The organism is Paramesorhizobium endophyticum, from assembly GCF_014640615.1.
Taxonomy (GTDB): Bacteria; Pseudomonadota; Alphaproteobacteria; order Rhizobiales; family Rhizobiaceae; genus Paramesorhizobium; species Paramesorhizobium endophyticum.
The window spans coordinates 23,516-40,427 of the sequence record NZ_BMHH01000019.1 but is presented as its reverse complement, the minus strand read 5'-3'; the positions used below and the strand labels follow the sequence as shown (position 1 = coordinate 40,427).

Annotated in this window: 21 protein-coding genes; 14 read left to right on the top strand and 7 right to left on the bottom strand. The window is 60.5% G+C overall.

Annotated features, from left to right (window positions below):
• Positions 1-47: 47 nt before the first annotated feature.
• The gene (locus IEX53_RS18735) at positions 48-842 is read left to right on the top strand and encodes a tetratricopeptide repeat protein (protein ID WP_188825706.1); all 795 of its coding nucleotides are present in this window, start codon (positions 48-50) and stop codon (positions 840-842) included.
• A gap of 20 nt (positions 843-862) precedes the next feature.
• On the opposite strand, the gene IEX53_RS18730 is transcribed toward IEX53_RS18735, so the two are convergent.
• The 7 genes from IEX53_RS18730 to IEX53_RS18700 form a co-directional block, all read right to left on the bottom strand.
• The gene (locus IEX53_RS18730) at positions 863-1,288 is read right to left on the bottom strand and encodes a hypothetical protein (RefSeq protein ID WP_188825705.1); all 426 of its coding nucleotides are present in this window, start codon (positions 1,286-1,288) and stop codon (positions 863-865) included.
• Positions 1,278-2,618, bottom strand: a complete 1,341-nt coding sequence (locus tag IEX53_RS18725) for a type II and III secretion system protein family protein (protein ID WP_188825704.1) — start codon at positions 2,616-2,618, stop codon at positions 1,278-1,280. The genes IEX53_RS18730 and IEX53_RS18725 overlap by 11 nt, the downstream gene beginning before the upstream one ends.
• 94 nt (positions 2,619-2,712) lie before the next feature.
• Positions 2,713-4,884, bottom strand: coding sequence for a type III secretion system export apparatus subunit SctV (gene sctV, locus IEX53_RS18720; RefSeq protein ID WP_188825703.1), 2,172 nt, complete (start codon positions 4,882-4,884; stop codon positions 2,713-2,715).
• Positions 4,881-5,210 (bottom strand): type III secretion apparatus assembly chaperone SctY, encoded by a 330-nt coding sequence (gene sctY / locus IEX53_RS18715; RefSeq protein ID WP_505815757.1) that lies wholly within the window; start codon positions 5,208-5,210, stop codon positions 4,881-4,883. Before sctY ends, sctV begins: the two co-directional genes overlap by 4 nt.
• Entirely contained in the window at positions 5,207-5,593 is a 387-nt protein-coding gene (locus IEX53_RS18710; protein ID WP_188825701.1) for a hypothetical protein, read from the bottom strand. The genes sctY and IEX53_RS18710 overlap by 4 nt, the downstream gene beginning before the upstream one ends.
• A 28-nt stretch (positions 5,594-5,621) precedes the next feature.
• Positions 5,622-6,554, bottom strand: a complete 933-nt coding sequence (locus IEX53_RS18705; protein WP_188825700.1) for a SctD/MshK family protein — start codon at positions 6,552-6,554, stop codon at positions 5,622-5,624.
• A gap of 118 nt (positions 6,555-6,672) precedes the next feature.
• Positions 6,673-6,834, bottom strand: coding sequence for a hypothetical protein (locus tag IEX53_RS18700; RefSeq protein WP_188825699.1), 162 nt, complete (start codon positions 6,832-6,834; stop codon positions 6,673-6,675).
• Between the two features lie 623 nt (positions 6,835-7,457).
• Here IEX53_RS18700 and IEX53_RS18695 point away from each other — a divergent pair.
• From IEX53_RS18695 to IEX53_RS18635, 13 genes are read left to right on the top strand one after another with little or no spacing between them, the layout of a single operon-like run.
• Positions 7,458-8,033 (top strand): type III secretion protein, encoded by a 576-nt coding sequence (locus tag IEX53_RS18695; RefSeq protein ID WP_188825698.1) that lies wholly within the window; start codon positions 7,458-7,460, stop codon positions 8,031-8,033.
• Between the two features lie 39 nt (positions 8,034-8,072).
• The gene (locus tag IEX53_RS18690) at positions 8,073-8,288 is read left to right on the top strand and encodes a hypothetical protein (protein WP_188825697.1); all 216 of its coding nucleotides are present in this window, start codon (positions 8,073-8,075) and stop codon (positions 8,286-8,288) included.
• Between the two features lie 37 nt (positions 8,289-8,325).
• Positions 8,326-8,775, top strand: coding sequence for a hypothetical protein (locus tag IEX53_RS18685; protein WP_210311662.1), 450 nt, complete (start codon positions 8,326-8,328; stop codon positions 8,773-8,775).
• An 11-nt stretch (positions 8,776-8,786) separates the two neighbouring features.
• Positions 8,787-9,587 (top strand): type III secretion system inner membrane ring lipoprotein SctJ, encoded by an 801-nt coding sequence (gene sctJ / locus IEX53_RS18680; RefSeq protein WP_236016268.1) that lies wholly within the window; start codon positions 8,787-8,789, stop codon positions 9,585-9,587.
• Positions 9,584-10,171: a hypothetical protein gene (locus IEX53_RS18675; RefSeq protein ID WP_188825696.1), complete on the top strand. Its 588-nt coding sequence runs from the start codon at positions 9,584-9,586 to the stop codon at positions 10,169-10,171. The genes sctJ and IEX53_RS18675 overlap by 4 nt, the downstream gene beginning before the upstream one ends.
• Positions 10,168-10,758, top strand: a complete 591-nt coding sequence (gene sctL / locus IEX53_RS18670; RefSeq protein WP_188825695.1) for a type III secretion system stator protein SctL — start codon at positions 10,168-10,170, stop codon at positions 10,756-10,758. The genes IEX53_RS18675 and sctL overlap by 4 nt, the downstream gene beginning before the upstream one ends.
• Positions 10,755-12,095 (top strand): type III secretion system ATPase SctN, encoded by a 1,341-nt coding sequence (gene sctN / locus IEX53_RS18665; RefSeq protein WP_188825694.1) that lies wholly within the window; start codon positions 10,755-10,757, stop codon positions 12,093-12,095. The genes sctL and sctN overlap by 4 nt, the downstream gene beginning before the upstream one ends.
• Positions 12,092-12,577: a type III secretion system stalk subunit SctO gene (gene sctO / locus IEX53_RS18660; protein ID WP_188825693.1), complete on the top strand. Its 486-nt coding sequence runs from the start codon at positions 12,092-12,094 to the stop codon at positions 12,575-12,577. The genes sctN and sctO overlap by 4 nt, the downstream gene beginning before the upstream one ends.
• Positions 12,571-13,584, top strand: coding sequence for a FliM/FliN family flagellar motor switch protein (locus IEX53_RS18655; protein WP_188825692.1), 1,014 nt, complete (start codon positions 12,571-12,573; stop codon positions 13,582-13,584). Before sctO ends, IEX53_RS18655 begins: the two co-directional genes overlap by 7 nt.
• Positions 13,581-14,237 carry a type III secretion system export apparatus subunit SctR gene (gene sctR / locus IEX53_RS18650; RefSeq protein WP_188825691.1) on the top strand — a complete coding sequence of 219 codons (657 nt, stop codon included), beginning with the start codon at positions 13,581-13,583 and terminating at the stop codon, positions 14,235-14,237. The genes IEX53_RS18655 and sctR overlap by 4 nt, the downstream gene beginning before the upstream one ends.
• Positions 14,238-14,240: 3 nt before the next feature.
• Complete coding sequence (locus IEX53_RS18645; protein WP_188825690.1) at positions 14,241-14,510, top strand: EscS/YscS/HrcS family type III secretion system export apparatus protein; 270 nt, start codon at positions 14,241-14,243, stop codon at positions 14,508-14,510.
• 8 nt (positions 14,511-14,518) lie between these two features.
• On the top strand, positions 14,519-15,346 hold the full coding sequence (gene sctT, locus IEX53_RS18640; RefSeq protein WP_188825689.1) for a type III secretion system export apparatus subunit SctT: 828 nt from the start codon (positions 14,519-14,521) through the stop codon (positions 15,344-15,346).
• Entirely contained in the window at positions 15,343-16,878 is a 1,536-nt protein-coding gene (locus IEX53_RS18635) for a hypothetical protein (protein ID WP_188825688.1), read from the top strand. Before sctT ends, IEX53_RS18635 begins: the two co-directional genes overlap by 4 nt.
• The last annotated feature ends 34 nt before the right edge of the window (positions 16,879-16,912 follow it).

Here is a 16,912-nt window from a genome sequence, read left to right as displayed (position 1 = left end):
CCTGTTTTAGCGGCTAGAACCTCGTCGAACCTCTGGGATGGGACGACATGCGGTATCACACCTTGAGCGCTCTGGTTTCTCTGGGGCTTGTCCTGGCTGGCTGTACGACCACCACTCCAACGGCAAATGAAGGTCCGAAGGGCGACGAGGCACGACTTATCAAGCTCGCACAGGACATCGAACGCCGCGGTGACCGGGCGACGGCCGCATCGCTCTATGAGCGCGCCGCGAAATTGTCCCCCGACAAGGTTGGCGCTTATTCGCGGCTGGGAGAAGCGCAGATTGCCGCAGGCGAACCCGAGCAGGCGGCACAATCGTTCCGCATCGCGCTCGACGCCTCGCCAAATGACGGTCGTGCGCTTCTGGGCTTGGGCACGGCGCAACTCCAGTCCAGCCAGGTCGAAAGTGCGGCGCGTACGCTTGCCGTCGCTGCACCGATCGTAAAAACCTCGACCGCCTATAACCGTCTTGGCACCGCGCTGATTCTCACCGGGGACGGGCAGGGGGCGGAAAGGGCTTTCACACAGGCGAGGAATCTCGACCCCAGCAATCTCGATACGCAATCCAACCTGGGGCTCGCCCAAGCTATTTCGGGCCGCACCGATGCCGCTGTGGCGACAATGCGCGCCGTCACGCAATCGCCGCGTGCCGAAGCCCGGCATTTCCGCAATCTCATGCTGGTTCTGATGCTCGGCGGGCAAGACAAGGAAGCTGCGGCAGTGGCCATCCCGGATTATCCCGAGGCGGAAAAGAAGGCATTTCTGGCCGAAGCGCGTAAGGTTCGCGGGATCAAGGCGCCCGCCGCCCGGGCTCGTGCAATAGGCTTGCTGTCGTCGGGCTGAGCCTATGCGGCGGCGCATCGTCAATCCTGTAAACCCGTCGTGCTGACGTCGGCTTCTCGGGCGGCGTTCTGATCGGGCTTTGTCCCGTCGATGACGTGGCGGGCGGCTCTGACGACCGGAGCAGCCATGGCTGGCCCGGTCTTTCGGCCATGCAACAGATCGCTTTGACGCTCCACCATCAACTGAAGGTTCATATTGTTGGCGCAGCCGGGCGGCAGATAAAGCGGATCCTCGGTGACGTCAGGCGTGACGCATGCATCGGGCACGAGCCGCCCGCTTTGCGACTCATAGCCCTTTCGGACAGGACCATCTGCCTTGGTCATGTGATAATTGGGCGAATAGGGCAGGGGATCGCGCTGGGCGCCGTTCTGGCATGCGGTGAGAACAATCGCAGCCAGACCGGCGACGAGGCGCGGTGCATTGATGGCGAACAGCTTATTCGACATAGAACCCATATCCCTTGCTGATCTTGGTGCGCTTGGCTGCGGTGGGGCCGGAGACGGCGCCGGTTGGGCTATCGAGCGGTGTCTTGAGGCTGCGGGCCTCGACCGGCTCAACCAGATAGGGGGTGATCAGAATGGCGAGCTCCGTCTCGTTGCGCTGGAAGCGCTTTGATTTGAAGAGGTCGCCGAGGATCGGCATATCGCCCAGCATCGGGATTTTCTCGATGTCCTGCGAAGCATTGCGCTGGAACAAGCCGGCTATGGCAAAAGTCTGGCCGCTGCCGACCTCCACCGTCGTATCGGCGCGGCGAACCTGCAGCGATGGGACCTGCAGATTTGCAATGTTTACCATGCCGCTGGCTGAAAGGCTGCTGACCTCGGGGCGTACCCGCATGGAAATGCGGCCATTCGGCAAAAGGGTCGGTGTGAAAAGAAGGGACACGCCGTATTGCTTATACTCGATGCCGACCTGCTCGTTCGTCACGGGAACTGGGACGGGGATTTCGCCACCGGCAAGGAAACTCGCCGTCTCGCCTGTGACAGCCGTGATATTCGGCTCGGCAAGGACGGTCAGGATCCCATTTGCCTGTAGAGCTTCGAGCAGCATATCGACACGGTTGCCATTCCAGGCGGCACCAGCGCGCAACGCATTGGAGCCGCCGCTCGCGGCATCCGCTGCCAGCTTGCCTCCCGAAACAAAACCGAAGGAGAAAGAGCCGGAATTGACGAAAGCGTCCCAGGTGACGCCATAACGGAGCAATTGATTGCGGGAAACTTCGGCGAAGCGAACACGAATATTGATCTGGTTCGAGCCGGATACCGTGGTGTTGTTGATGGCCTGTGTGCCCTCGGGCGCATAGGCCTCGATGACACTTGACGTGTCCATGGCCTCCGGCATGGTTTTGGCATGCCCGCGCGCCATCGGCTGATCGCCGAAGAGCGAGATGTTGATGGTGCTGCTTGGCTGAACGGCGCGCTGCGCTTCCTGGATCGGTCGCGAATCCGCGATGACCCAAACGTCGACGTTTCCGCGTGACGACTCGTCAGGGCTCAGTGCGATGAGGTTCGTTCGCCCGGTCTTCAGCGCGAAGATATAGACCACGCCCGGCGAAACGACGCGGACATCGGCGATCTTGGCATCCGCCATGAACACCGATTCCACGGGTTGGTCGAAGCGAAGAATGCGTCCCTGGCCCAGTGGGATCATCATCGATTGGCCAGCCTGGGCGTCGATTGTGAAGGATTCGGCTTGCGCAACGGGAGCAATAAGGCAAAGCGCGAGGATGAGCATAATGAGGGCTTGCCCTCTTGCTGCTATAGTCGATCTCGTCATTATGTCGGTATTCCCCACTGCACGACGCAAAAGCCGGATGAAGGCGGGTGTTCTTTCTTGCTGCCATTTTTTGGCAGAGAAGCCCGCGTTATGGTTAACCAATCGTTACCGCAGCGCTCTCCTGGCGATCCGTATCCTCGGTACCTGTTGATTTTGCTAGGCGATTTCGGGTTCGTGAATTTATCGTGACGGACATCAGGGATTGCACGGAATATTCGGGCGCTATCTCCTGATAGGAGAGAACCGGCAGTTCGATATCGTTTCGCAGAAGATAGTTCCGCACCACTCTGCGCAGATCGACTGAAGTGAGGAGAACGGCCCGCTGGCCTTCGTCGCTGTCGGCAAGCTCCTGACGCAGTTGAGAAAGCATCGCGCGTGACGCGTCTTCGGGCAGTGCGAGCATCTTGCCCACGCCGGTGACCTTGATAGCGTCCCGAATGGTTTCTTCCGCTGCGCGCGATAGGACATAGGCCACCAGAACGCGGTTGAGCTGTGCATGGCGATGGCATATCTGGCGGGAAAGGGCGATGCGCACCCGTTCGGTCAAAAGCAACGTGTCGGTCTCCCGACCGCCCCATTCGACAAGCGCCTCCAGGATGACGCGCAAATTGCCGATTGGAACGTCTTCTTCCACGAGGCGGCGCAGAATGTCCGACAGCTTGTTGAGCGGCACCACGCGAGAGGCTTCCTTGACCAGCTCGGAATATTCATCCTCCATCCTGGTCAGCAGTTCCCGCGTCTCCTGAATGCCGATGAAATGCGCCGCATAGCGCCGCAGTGCTTGCGACAGGCATTTGGCAAGCGCCGCGGCCGGATCGTAGAAACCGATCCCGGCATCGGCCAGCGCGTTGCCGTGTTCCTGGGCGATCCAGATGGTGCGGTGCCCGCCTAAGAGGGTGGGCCCATCGCGGCGCGGTATCTGCATGAGATCGAGATGCATCGGGTCGTCGTTAAGGAGGAGGCAGTCGCGCGGTATCTCTCCCTCCGCGATGGGTACGCCTTCGAGGTCGATATGAAAGCGATCCGGCATCAGGCCTGGATCATGCCGCAGTTCGACAGCCGGAACCTCCAATCCGAGATCCAACTGCAGCGTGTCGCGCACAAGATCGGTTTCGGTCCGGAACCGCTCCGGCCATACCGCCTGGAAAATATTGCTGCCGACATGGGCAATGACACGGTGCCGGGTCGATCCGCCGGAGATGACGGCGCTTTCGGGTTGAGGTGTTTCTTCGGCGATGATTGTCTCTGATTGGGGCTGGGCGGGCGGCGCAGCTTCCGGCTTTGGGCGCCGCCGGTAGATCATGAAGGAAAGCGTGCCCAACAGTGCCGCGAGACAGAAGAAAATCAGCATCGGGAAACCGGGTACGAAGCCTGCGCCAAAGAGAATGGCCGCGGCCAGTCCAAGGGCGCGGTCACTAGACCCCAGTTGGCGGAATATTTCGGCCCCAAGATCGCTTTCGGTTTCGGCAGCGACACGTGTAACAACCATGCCGGCTGCGATTGAAATCAGCAGGGCGGGGATCTGCGCGATCAGACCGTCGCCGACAGTAAGCAGGGAGTAGGTGTGAGACGCGTCGGCGAAGCTCATGCCGCGGTTGAGCATGCCGATGAGGAGCCCTCCGATCAGGTTCACAAACACGATGATCAGGCCGGTGATTGCATCGCCCTTCACGAATTTCATGGCGCCGTCCATGGCACCGTAGAGTTGGCTTTCCCTCTCGAGCCGTCCGCGCCGTGCGCGCGCTTCGGTCTGGTCGATATCGCCACTGCGCAGGTCGTTGTCGATCGACATCTGCTTGCCCGGCATCGCATCCAATGTGAAGCGGGCGGCGACTTCCGCCACGCGCTCCGCACCCTTGGTGATGACGATGAATTGCGCCGCGGTGATAATGAGGAAAACCACTAGGCCGACGGCCACCTCGCCACCGATCACGAAACGGCCAAAGGTCGCGACAATGTCGCCGGCATCTCCATGCAAAAGGATCAGCCGGGTCGTGGTGATCGACAAGGCCAGCCGGAACAGGGTGGCGATAAGGATAATCGGAGGCAGCGACGAAAAATCTCCCGGACGGCCGATATAGAAGGCGACCACCAGAATCAGCAGGCTGAACGCCATGTTGACTGCAATGAGAACGTCCACGAGCAACGTCGGCAGGGGGACGACCATCATCACGACGGCAAGCATCATGAAGGTGCCGACGACGATGTCGGATCGATAGGCCGCCGCGCGCGCAAAGCGGTTCAATGTACTTAGAAGCCCAGTCATTGCGCACCTCGCAACTCAAGGTAATCGCGGAAACAGCGATAGGCCTTTTGCTTATCGTTCAGAATCCAGAAGGCCCGGGCCCGTAGCAAATGAGCGGACGGATCGGCGTCGATTTCCATGAGCTGTTCCAAGGCGCCAAGCGCCCGTTCTCCCGCGCCGTTTTCGATAAGGGCTGCTGCGAGGGTGCGCAGGATGCCGGGATCGCGGGGATTGATGCGGTTGGCAATCAAAAGAAAAACGAGGCCGCGTCCTTTCTGGCCGCTGCGCATGTAAATGTAGCCCAGCGAATGCAGGAGTTCCGCGGATTCGGTATCTGCACGGCTCATTCAACGCCGCCTTCTTCGTCCAGGCGCGCCTGCAGGTCGCGCCGCCGCTCGATCTCTTCCTCAAGCATCGCCTTGGCGATGGAGGTGACATCTTCGTTCGCATCGAGACCGGGCAAAACGGCCTCGATGACGTGATCGAGCAAATTTATCGTCCGCTCGGTGCCAAAGATGCCGGGATCGGTGATTTCCGGCATGGTGAGTTCATCGATCTCGCCGCGCAACGAGGCGCCGTGGGCAAGGCTTCCACGGCGGCGTAAACGCAGGGCATTTTCGAATGCCTCGATCTGGGCGCGGCTGACCGGGTCAGCCCGCTTTGCCGCCTCCGTCAGCGCACGATCGAGACGCTGCCGTTCGATGGTGAGGGGCCGCAGCGTATCGTTCATTGCGAACCCCCTCTACGCTGGCTGCATGTCATAAGGTCAGCTTGAACTCCTGCCCGCCGCGAACGACCAGAATCTGGCCGTTTTCAATCGCCTTCAGCATCCAGCCATCCTGCAGGGCTGCGCCGGGGTAACGACGTTCTCCTCGTGCATCTACAACATACGGGTTGGGGCCGAAGAAGACCGCCTGGAAAACGAAACGAGGCGCGGCAGTCACCGCAGCCGTCGAGACGAGGCTTGTCAGCACATAACGACCGCCGTGCGAGCGATCGAACCAGCGCTGAATTTCGCGCCAGTCATCAAGGCGGTCAGGCGCAATCTGCCCGGAAACCTCGAAGTGGCGACTATCGGTTGAAAGCGAGAGTTGGCTTAAGTTCGCCTCATCCAATTTTGCGCGCAGGTCGGCAACGACTTCAGCGTCGGATTGAACAGCGGCGGCCGGGGCAATGGAGCCGACCATAACCCCATCGTTCATGGCGGGGGATTTTTGGGGGAGCAGCGCGGAAATACCTGCCTGAACCGCGACGATGGGCACCATGACGAGGCCTATCGCGACAATGGCGGCATAGGCCCCCCAACGGGGAACCAGCAGGCTACTTGTGCGGTCGCGGTCGATCCGAAGTTTGGCGCCCCCAACCGTTACTGTTATAGGAAGTTTGGCACGACAACCAAAACCGCGCTGTAGCGCAGGGCGCCCGTCGATAAAAACGGCCCCCCCAATCGCATCCAACGCCACCTGCCTGCCATAAAAACGCAGCTGCAGATGTTCTGCCGCGATATCCCTGTCGGCAAGTACAAGATCGCAGGCCGGCGATGAACCAATCGTACAGGCTGCGCCCTCGATTGGCGCGCGCACGCCCTGGTGAAGACCCGACAGCACATCCAGCGTCAAGGTTCCGGGTTTTATGATGCTTGCCGGCAACAGCGCCGTGGTGGTGGGGAAACTCAAACTATTCGACGACATGGTTGGACACCCTCATCGATTGCTGCTGCGAAAGGCTGGCTGGCGCATACAGCCCAAGAATCATTCAGTCATTTACGGGGGGATGGCGTGGGCGACGTGTCGCCCACGCCGAATAGAATTAGTTCTGCGGACGCTGCTTGGTAGCGTCGAGCTCGGTCTTCTTCTCGGTCGTGATCTCGGTGATCTTGGCGGACTTTTCGATGGCAGCGTTGAAGGCAGCTTCCATCTTCGCGATCGCCGCGTCAGCACCGCCGCTGGCGGGAGGAGTTACAGTGGCCATGATGGTCTCCATTCCTAGGTTTCAGTTCATCGGATACGCCGCATTGAAGCGCCGCAACGCAGCCTGTTCTCGAGAGCCGCGCTGGGTCAAAACCTAGTGCCTGTTTTCAACAGATTAACGACAATTGGGCAATTAATGCCGGAACATTAACCTTCATCCGGTGGCGCATATGAAAATATTAAAGTTAAATGAAGGATTTTAACCTAGTATTTCAATGATATGCCGGGATTCCAATTCGTAATCCACAGTGTTGAGACAGACGCTCATTTTTCGTTTTGTCGTGATAGTCTGACGCTGGTGCGAAGCCAAATCAGTGCAACCAATACATGTTTCATTGATAGGCGATCACAAGCTGCACCATCTGTAGCGTGCTTTAAGATTTCATCAAAATTTCATACTAGCCGGTTCAATCGACGGAGCTTATCCGCTAGCCTTTGTACATGGATTTTCGCGTTTCCATCTTTTCCGGTTCCAAGGCGGTGTCCGTTTATAGCGGGGGCAGGAACAGCTTTGCTTCATCGGCCAGCTGTTTCGGGATGCGCATCGTTCGTTTTGCGCGCCGAACAAGGCTGCTGGCTGCTGGTGCCGTTGTAGTCCTGGGAGCAGTCTGCGCTTCGCCTTCATTGGCGACGCCGCGGTGGTTTGCCGAGCCTTACAATTATGTCGTGCTCGATCAGGAACTCAGGACCGCCTTGACGGAGTTCGGGCGCAATCTCGGCCTGCCGGTGGTATTGTCGGACGCCGTCAACGGTCGCGTCCGCGGGCGGATCGAGGCCAAAACGGCTGGTGAGTTTCTGGAGCGGCTGGCCGGTGCAAACGGGCTCACGTGGTATTTTGACGGGTCCGTGCTGCACGTCAGCGCCGACAAGGAATTCATGACGCGCGTCATCGACTCAGGTCGTCTAAGCGGCGAGGCGGTGGCGAACGAAATGCGCGAGCTGGGCTTGGCTGACGAGCGTTTCTCGCTGCGCGCCGCACGCAATGGGAATGTCATATCCGTGTCAGGTCCACCTGCTTATATCGGTGTCGTCGGGCAGCTGGTGGAGCGCATGCAGCCGGAGCAGATCATTGCCGGAGACGATCCGCGAGTGCGCGTTTTTCGCGGGGGTGTGATGACGGAAATCATTACCGCACGCGGCACGGCCACTGGCTCGAGCGACGAAAATGCGTCCAGCGCAGGGCGCGCGGCGAAACCTTGAAGCAGGCGGAATATCTCTGCCGAACGACAGGAGCGACACATGGCGACGACCCCAATTTCTGGCGTAGATTCCGTTTCGGTTTCCACGTCCAACGGTGAAGCGGCCTTCGATGCAGCCGTGAACAACGCACAGCAGAGCGACATCACGCCGGAACTTGAAGCCATGATGATCGAAGGCGCCATCACGGTTGGCGGTCAGATGATTCTCATGCCGCGTGCCAACGATATCCTCAACGAGGCGATGTCGGACGAGTAATCGCTCGAAGGGAAGCGATTTCCTCGGAGGTAAGAATATGACTACACCGATCGGGGCTGCCGCAGTGGCGCCCCAAGCCGTTCCGGATGTGGTGCCGCAGGCCACACAGGATCTCTTCGAACATGTCGCCAGCCAGGCAAAGGCGCTGCCCGAAGGCGCGGGGCCCGCGCAGCTCGGCAGCGAGATGCTGCAAAATCTCAAAGGGTTTTTCGAGCGCAGTAGCAGCTTCGCAGAACGCGCCAGCAGCCTGACGCAAAGGACGCCGCAGGCAACGGGCGGAGAGTTGGTGAGCCTGGGACCGAACGGGGCGGGGATGACGGACCTCTCCCAGACGCGGAATTCGGCTCTCCCTGTTGATAAAAGCCAGATCGATCAGGTGATCCAGTCTTTGGGCATGATGTTCGATCATTCAATCGAAACGCAGCTCGTAGTACGTGGCACGACCCAGGTGTCGGGTGCGGCCAACACATTGCTGCGCGGCCAGTAATGAGAGTGTCGATGTCCGGTTTTGCCGTGATGGCGGCGTCGGCTCCGTTGCGCAGGCTCGCGGGCGTGGCCGTTTTGCTCTTGGCCCCGATCTTGTCCGGCTGTCAGGACGACCTTTATACCAATCTCCCCGAGCGCGAGGCCAACTCGATGGTGGCCACCTTGCAGCGTAACGGCATCCCGGCAAGCCGCGTCTTGCAGGAGGACGGCCGCATGAAAGTGGTCGTGGACAGCGGCAGGTTTGCCGAAGCTGTCGCCATCCTCGATGATGCAGGGTTGCCCAAGCAGGAGTTTGCTTCCATGGGAGAGGTCTTCAAACAAGAAGGCCTCGTTGCCTCCCCGACGCAGGAGCGCGCCAAGATGCTCTATGCGCTGTCGGAAGAGCTATCCCGGACGGTGTCGGAAATCGACGGCGTACTGTCCGCCCGCATTCATATCGTCCTGCCGGGCAATGATCCTTTGAAACGGGAGTCATCGCCGTCATCCGCCTCCGTTTTCATCCGTCATGAGGCGGGATTGAAGATCGATCCCCTCATTCCGCAGATCAAGACGCTGGTCGCCAATGGCATTGCCGGCCTCGCATATGAGAAGGTCTCGGTCGTTGCGGTCGCCGCTCCCGCAGCCAAGCCGGCGTCCGCCGCGCAGCCCATGGTTTCTTTCCTTGGCTTGTGGATGCTGGAAAGCAGCGTATCGCGGGCGATGTGGATGTTGGGCGGTCTTGCCACCCTTGCCGTTGCGCTTGGCGCTCTTCTGTTTGCCGTGATTTGGCGCCAGCGCGGCAAGCGCACCTATCAGTTGGAGACGCTTCGGTGAGCGATCTTCTTTCGGACATCGATCCCGGTCGCATGGCTGTCTGCTTCCGCACGCTCGGCCCATCCGGTCTGCCGGCAGCGTTCATGAAAGATCCGCGGTTCACCGAGCGCTTCGCCGATATCGTTCGCTGCCATTACGGTCTCCAGGAGATAAACGAGCGCGAGGGTGACGAGATAGACCGGGCAATTGCATCGCTCCCCCGACCGGAGCTCGAAGGCCTGGCCGCGCGCGCTGGAATAGTGCTGCACGCCCGTGCCTTTATCCAGGAAATTCGCGGTCGGGTGCTTGCGGCGTTGGGCGATCGTTTCGGTGCTGATGCGCTGGAAGATGCTCGCCGCCATGCCGGTCTGGCTGGCGAACGGCCAAATCCGGTCGATCTCGACGCGTTAGAGATGGCCGTCCGGCGCGACGGGCAGGCGTGTCTGGCCGGCTGGATTGCGACATTGCCGCAATCACTGGCGCGTCGCGTGCGGCTGAAGTGGCCGAATGACGCCGCCGTGCCGATGACGGACGATGCGATAGCCATAGAACGTGGGCCGGCGATCCTGTGGCGCCTTGCCGACGATGCGAGCCTTCGATCATGACGGAAATGCCGAACAGGCCACTCGCCCGGATCATCCGGGCAGAGGATGCCACCTGCTGGATTGACGGCTTTGCCTTCCTCGAGCGTGCGAAGGCCGAAGCCGCCGCCATTCGCTCGACAGCAGGGGATGAGGTGGCGAAGGCCCGCCAGTTGGGCCGCGAAGAGGGGCGCAGGGCAGGGGAAACGGAGGCCGCGGCACTTCTTATGCGCACCCATGCGGATATTGATCGCTATCTCGGATCGGTCGAGCCTATGGTAGCTGCGCTGGCCTTGGATATCGTCGAGCGGGTGATTGGAACGATCGAGGACGCTGACCTCGTTGCGCGTACTGCCCGACAGGCGCTTGATGCCTTGCGCGAGGAAAGTGCCGTAGTTGTCAATGTCGCGCCAGAACTGGTCGGCGAGGTGCAGCAGCGTCTGGCTGTCTCAGGTTCCACTGATGCGAGAGTTCGTGTTGTCGCCGACCGGCATCTGTCCGGGCGGCGCTGCACGGTGACGACCCCTTCGACCAGCATGGACGTGAGCATCGAAGCGCAACTCGATGCCATCCGCACCGCCATGCTCGACCCGAACGGGAATGGCGCATGACGTTACGGCGCCATCCGGACCTTGATTTAATTATTCCGCGCCTGTCGCAGGCGGTTTCGTCCGCCGAACCGCGGTCCACGCGCGGCCGGGTCCGAGAAGTTCGGGGCGTCATCGTTCACGCCAGCCTGCCGCAGGCGCGCATCGGTGAACTCTGTCATTTGCGCGATCCGGTGACGGGACGGCAGGTTCCGGCCGAAGTCATCGGGTTCGAAGACGAGCGCGCCGTGCTTTCGCCCATTGGTGATCTTGAGGGCATGTCCGCCGGGGCTGAAGTCATTCCGACTGGACGGCCATTGCGAGTGCCCGTTGGCGAAGGCCTGCTGGGGCGGGTCATCGATCCGCTTGGCCGGGTGCTCGATGCCGGTTCACCGGCGCCCATGACGGCGGAGACCTATCCGGTTCAGGCTGAGCCGCCGCACGCGTTGCAACGCGACATCATCAAACATCCGTTGCGCTTGGGCGTAAGGGCGATCGATGGGCTGATCACCATAGCCCGCGGCCAGCGCGTCGGTATCTTCGGGGAGCCCGGTGTAGGAAAATCGTCTCTGCTAGCCTCCATTGTCGCTGGTACAGAAGCCGACGTGATCGTCGTGGGCCTGATCGGAGAGCGCGGTCGCGAAGTGCGCGAGTTTATCGATGTCCATTTGAGCGCCCAGGCACGCCGCAGGACAGTCGCCGTCGTGGCCACCTCCGACCGGCCGGCGATCGAGCGTGTCAAGGCTGCATACGTGGCAACCGCCATTGCTGAGTACTTCCGTGATCGCGGGCGCAATGTGCTGCTGCTGATGGATTCGGTGACGCGTTTCGCGCGGGCGCAACGCGAGATCGGTCTTGCCGCAGGCGAGCCGCCAACGCGGCGTGGTTTTCCGCCCTCTTTCTTCGCCGCCCTGCCGCGTCTTCTCGAAAGGGCGGGACCCGGCGCAGGCGGCTCCTCCATCACGGCGCTCTATACGGTTTTGACGGAAGGCGATGGCGGCCTCGATCCGGTGGCGGAGGAGACCAAGGCGATTCTCGACGGGCATATCGTGCTTTCCGCCGATCTCGCCCAGCGAAACCATTTTCCCGCGATTGACGTCCTCAAAAGCCGCAGCCGGCTGATGAACGTGGTCGCATCGGCCGAGCACCGCGCACTCGCCGGTGCGATGCGCGAAAATATGGCGGCGTATCAGGACGTCGAGCTTTTGGTGCGCGTCGGAGAATATGCAGCGGGAAGCGATGCACGGGCAGATGCCGCAGTATCTCGGCGTGATGCGATCGAAGCATTCCTGCGCCAGCCTCCAGAAGAAGTCTGCGATTTCGAGACCACATTGAAGCGCATGAGGGAGATTGTGGCATGAGCCGCGCACCGGACCTGGCGCAACTTCTGGCCCTGCGCAGGCTGCGTGAAGAACGGGCCAACGCCGCGCTTGCCATTGGCTCCGCCCGGTTGCAGGAGGCTATACGCCTTCTGGACGAGGCCGACGCGGCAATTGATGCGCATGACCGGGAGGTCGATCAGCAAGAGCGGCGGTTTTTTGAAGCGCTGGGCCTGCAGCCGCTGCCTGAGAGGGAAATTGGCCGGGCGCATGATTTACTGCGCGTTTCCGACCAGCGCCGGGATAGCCTGATCGATGACCGCAACGATGCGGCGGAGATGCGGGCTGAACGTGAGCGGCAATTAACGTCGCTGCGCCAGGAATGGCGTCAACGGTTTTCGGCAAGAGCCAAACTGGCGGAAGCGGAGAGCCGGCTGCGCATTGCCGAACAGGCGCGGGCCGAAGCGGCATCCGAGCTCGAGACCGAGGAAATGAGTGCGGACGGGACGCGGCCGGTATGCTGAGGGATACAGGCGTTCATTTCGGAGCCGGATGTGGCGGCGCAAGTATCGTCACGGCGCTGGCGAGGCAACCGGACATACAGTTGAGCCTGCCGGAACGGTTGGCACGACCCTGGGCGCCGATAGCCTGCACGCTCGCGGAGCGGCCGGTTCTCCTATCCGCAGGAGATGCGCTATCAAACAAAGACGCCATTGCGGTTCCCGTCCGCATCGGTCCGCAGTCCTGCAAGCTTATTCTGTCCTCGGCACTGATCGCGTGGCTGCAACAAAGGCTCGGCCTTGAGGGGGCGCTCACTGACGAGGAGCCGCCGCAGCGTGCGCTGCTTCTGGAACTGGCGAGCCTCGACCTCCTGCAGGTCGTGGAAAAACACCTGGGAGAAGACATTCGTTTTGGCGATGGCGTCGAAGCGGATAGCCATTTTCCCCTGGATCTGGCCGTGGTCGTCGACGGGACGCCCCTTGCCTTGCGGCTGGAACTTACTCCGGCGCTTGCCGAAGCGTGGGTGGATTTCATCGATCATATCCAGCCGCCGCAGCCGGTCGGTCTGTCCGGGCTTTTCGCCGAGCTCGTCATCGAGGCGGGATCGCAGGATTTATCGATAGATGAACTGGCAAGCCTTCGGCCCGGGGATATCGTCATGCTTGCATCCCAAAGGCCGATCGCGCTGGTGGACGACAAGCTGGTCGCCCCGGTTCGCCGTCAGTCAGACGGGTTCGAGCTTGGCGGTGCATTTGCTCCCAAGGCGCGCCGCGCCTTGGCCGGCTCCGAGCAAATCCTGCGTGTTGTCTTCGAATTTGCACGGACGACCATGACGCTCGCGCAGCTTGACGAATTGAAGCCCGGCCAGCACCTGCCTCTCTCATGCACGGAAGAAACAGGGGTCGACATCGTTGTTGACGACCGGCGTATCGGGCGCGGCGAACTCGCAATGATCGGCATGGGATTGGGCGTGCGCATTGTTCATCTGCTTCCCAACGCGTTGCCAGTATGGAACAGCCAGACATCATGAACGAATTCCAGCCCAATCTGATCGCCATCATCATCGTCGTCTCGACGATCGGCCTGTTGCCGCTGGCGGTCGTCACCATGACGGGGTTTCTGAAGATCTCGGTGGTACTATTCCTCATCCGCAATGCGCTGGGAATTCAGCAGTCGCCACCAAATCTTGTACTCTACGGCATTGCGCTCATTCTGACGGTCTATGTGACCACGCCGCTTGTCGGCAACATGTACCGAGCGATCGAGAGCCGCCCGATCGATATAGAAAGCGTCGAAGGACTGCGGAATGTAGGTGAAACGCTGGCAGAGCCGTTGCGCGCCTACCTGACACGCTTCGCCAACGAGCGCGAGCGCCAGTTCTTCATCGAGGCGACCGAAAGCGTCTGGTCGCCGGAGGCCCGCGCGGATCTCAAGGAAAACGACCTCGTCGTGCTGATTCCGGCCTTCGTCGCCTCTGAATTGACGCGCGCCTTCGAAATTGGCTTCCTTCTCTATATTCCGTTCCTGGTGATCGATCTGATCGTGGCCAATGTGCTGATGGCGATGGGTATGATGATGGTGTCGCCGACGCTTATCTCCATCCCATTGAAGATATTCCTGTTTGTCGCTGTGGAAGGATGGTCGCGGCTGATGCACGGGCTGATCCTGAGCTATGGAGGATAGCGGATGGGGCAGGAGGTCTTTCTCAACGAAATGAACCGGGCGCTGGTGACGGTGCTCATCGTTTCGGCGCCGGCGCTTGGAGTGGCTATCGTCATCGGCATCAGCGTTGGCCTGATTCAGGCGCTGACGCAGATTCAAGACCAGACATTGCCGCAGGCGGTAAAGCTGGTCGCGGTCATGCTGGTGCTGATCTTCGTCGGACCGCTTCTCGCTGCCCAGGTCGGAGCGCTCGCGAGCCAATCGCTGGACAGCTTCGCCTCGCTGACACGATAGGCGCACCCATGAATCTCACGGCAATCACGGCGGCGATTACCGAGCTGGCCTACCCGCTGCTTGTGGCCGCCGCGATTGCCGTTTCCCGTGCGCTGGGAATGATCATGCTGACGCCAGCCTTCACACGGCTAGGTCTGACGGGAATGATTCGCTCCGCCGTGGCGTTCGCCGTTTCCCTTCCAATGATCATGCCGATCTTCCAGCAACTCGCCGTGAGCGGACAGCCCACGAGCTTCGACCTGGCGGGCCTTCTCATCAAGGAGATGGTGGTGGGTGCTCTGATCGGCCTCGCCTTCGGTATTCCCTTCTGGGCCGCCGAAGTGGCGGGCGATCTGGTGGATCTGCAGCGCGGCTCCACCATGTCGCAATTGCTTGACCCGTCGTCAGCCGGCGAATCCTCGGTGACGGCGACGCTGCTGACGATTTCGCTACTGGCGCTGTTTTTTATGTCGGGCGGCTTCATGCTGCTGCTCGACGGGTTCTACCGCAGCTATCAACTATGGCCGGCGGCCAGTTTCGCACCGGCACTGGATCCCGACGCCTTTGTTGCAATCCTCCGCGTGCTTGATCGTGTCATGCAGATCGGCGTCATCATCGTCGCGCCTTTGGTGATCGCCATCCTGATCGTTGATATCATGATGGCGTTCCTGTCGCGCATGGCGTCTCAGTTGCACGTCTTTGACCTGTCCTTGGCGGTGAAGAATCTGCTCTTCTCATTCCTGATGGTGCTGTATCTTACGTTCCTGGTGCCGTTATTGCTCGACCAACTGGGCGAGATGCGGGGTACGTTCGATATTTTGCGTGGTTTCGTGGCGAATGGAAAGGATGCGTCATGAGCAATCCGGTTCCCCCAGCGCTTGCGGGCCTTACGGGCCTTGTCAATATCCTCACGGACGGCCCGAGCAGGAAAAGCTGGTCGCAGATCGAAAAACTCGATCGGGAACAAGCGCCTCCAGAAGCAATCTCTGAACAGGGATTTGTCGGAGCAGCGGTTGATGTTCCCGCTGGCTCCGATAATGCGGAGCATGTGACTGGCGAGGAGACGCCGTTTGACCTCGCGCGAGGTGAAGCGAGGGAACCGGGTGACCGAAGCGGTGCCACAGACAGGCGCCGCAGTGAGGGAGAAGGCCTCAATCGATCCCCGATGTTTTCCTTTGCCCCGGCGCAAGCACCATCAAGGCCAAGCGGTGAAGGGAAATGGGAGTTCTTATCCAGTCCCGTGCCGTTATCCGCCGGGTCTCACGCTTCGCCAACCGGGCAAACGATTTCGGGAGTACTGGCAGGCATAGAGCATAGCCTGAACGCCTCCGGCCCGTTCGTTGCTGCGCAAAAGCTGCACGCCGCTGTAAGCCGGTTATCGGCAGATCAGGCCCCCGCCTTTCTTGAGGCCGCAAGCGCACTGGTCAGCACCATTTTCGAGCGGGTATTGCGGCGCGAGACCGGCGTCAATGATCCGGAGAAGCAACGTGATGGGCGGACCGCAATAGCGATTGCGCATATCGCCGCGTCGGTGGATAAGGACCCGCGCGCTCCGTCCGCCATGCATTTTGTCCAAAAGCTCAGCCCCGCTGTTTTTGGGCCGGAGCCATCTAAGGACAACATGCTATTTGCCGGTCTTGGCCAAGCCATCGGTGTGGGAGCCGGAGCGAAGCTGGCGCTCGTGATGCTATCGGAGCTGAACCGCCGCGGAGGCGACCCGGCTCGCGCGCAATTGCTGCTCGCGCTCATGCTCGCGGGATTCGTGCGTCTCGGCGAGCGTATCGATGAAGCCTATACCGGTTTGCTTGCACATATCGGCCCGCTTTGCATGGAATGGACCCATTGGAAAAAAGAGGATGAGGAGGGCGCAATTCATCTTTTGATCGACTCGATCAATACGCAACCGGCCCTGCTTGAAGATCTGGGCCCAAGGCTCGAACGGCTGGAGCAGGCGGGTCTTGAAGCCTTCCGCGTCATTCGCGATCTTGCAACTCTTGCCTTTGATAGTCCGTTGCGTGAGGTGCATACACAGTTTCTGGGGAGCCAAAGCATCTTTTCCTCTATTTCGGGCAGCCGGCTCGCACTGCGGGACATACGCTATGTTTCGCGGATGACCGGTCACCAAAATGCCGGAACGGAGCTGGAAGCAATCCGCCTCACACTGACGAATATCGGTTTCGACGCGCCACACTCGGCCTTTCTTGCCGATCTTAGCCAGTCCGAGTCCAACGCTCTAATGCTGCGAGGGAACTGGACGACGGTTGATTTTGCACGGATGGAACTGCAGGGGCGCGCGTTTCAACGCCTTCTCACCTTTTTGAACGGTCAATACATCGTACCCAACGTGCTGGACCTGGTCGCCTTCGATAATCCGGACATGCAGGTCTGATCGACTCGGTGAAAGATGCGCCGTTTGGACAGTG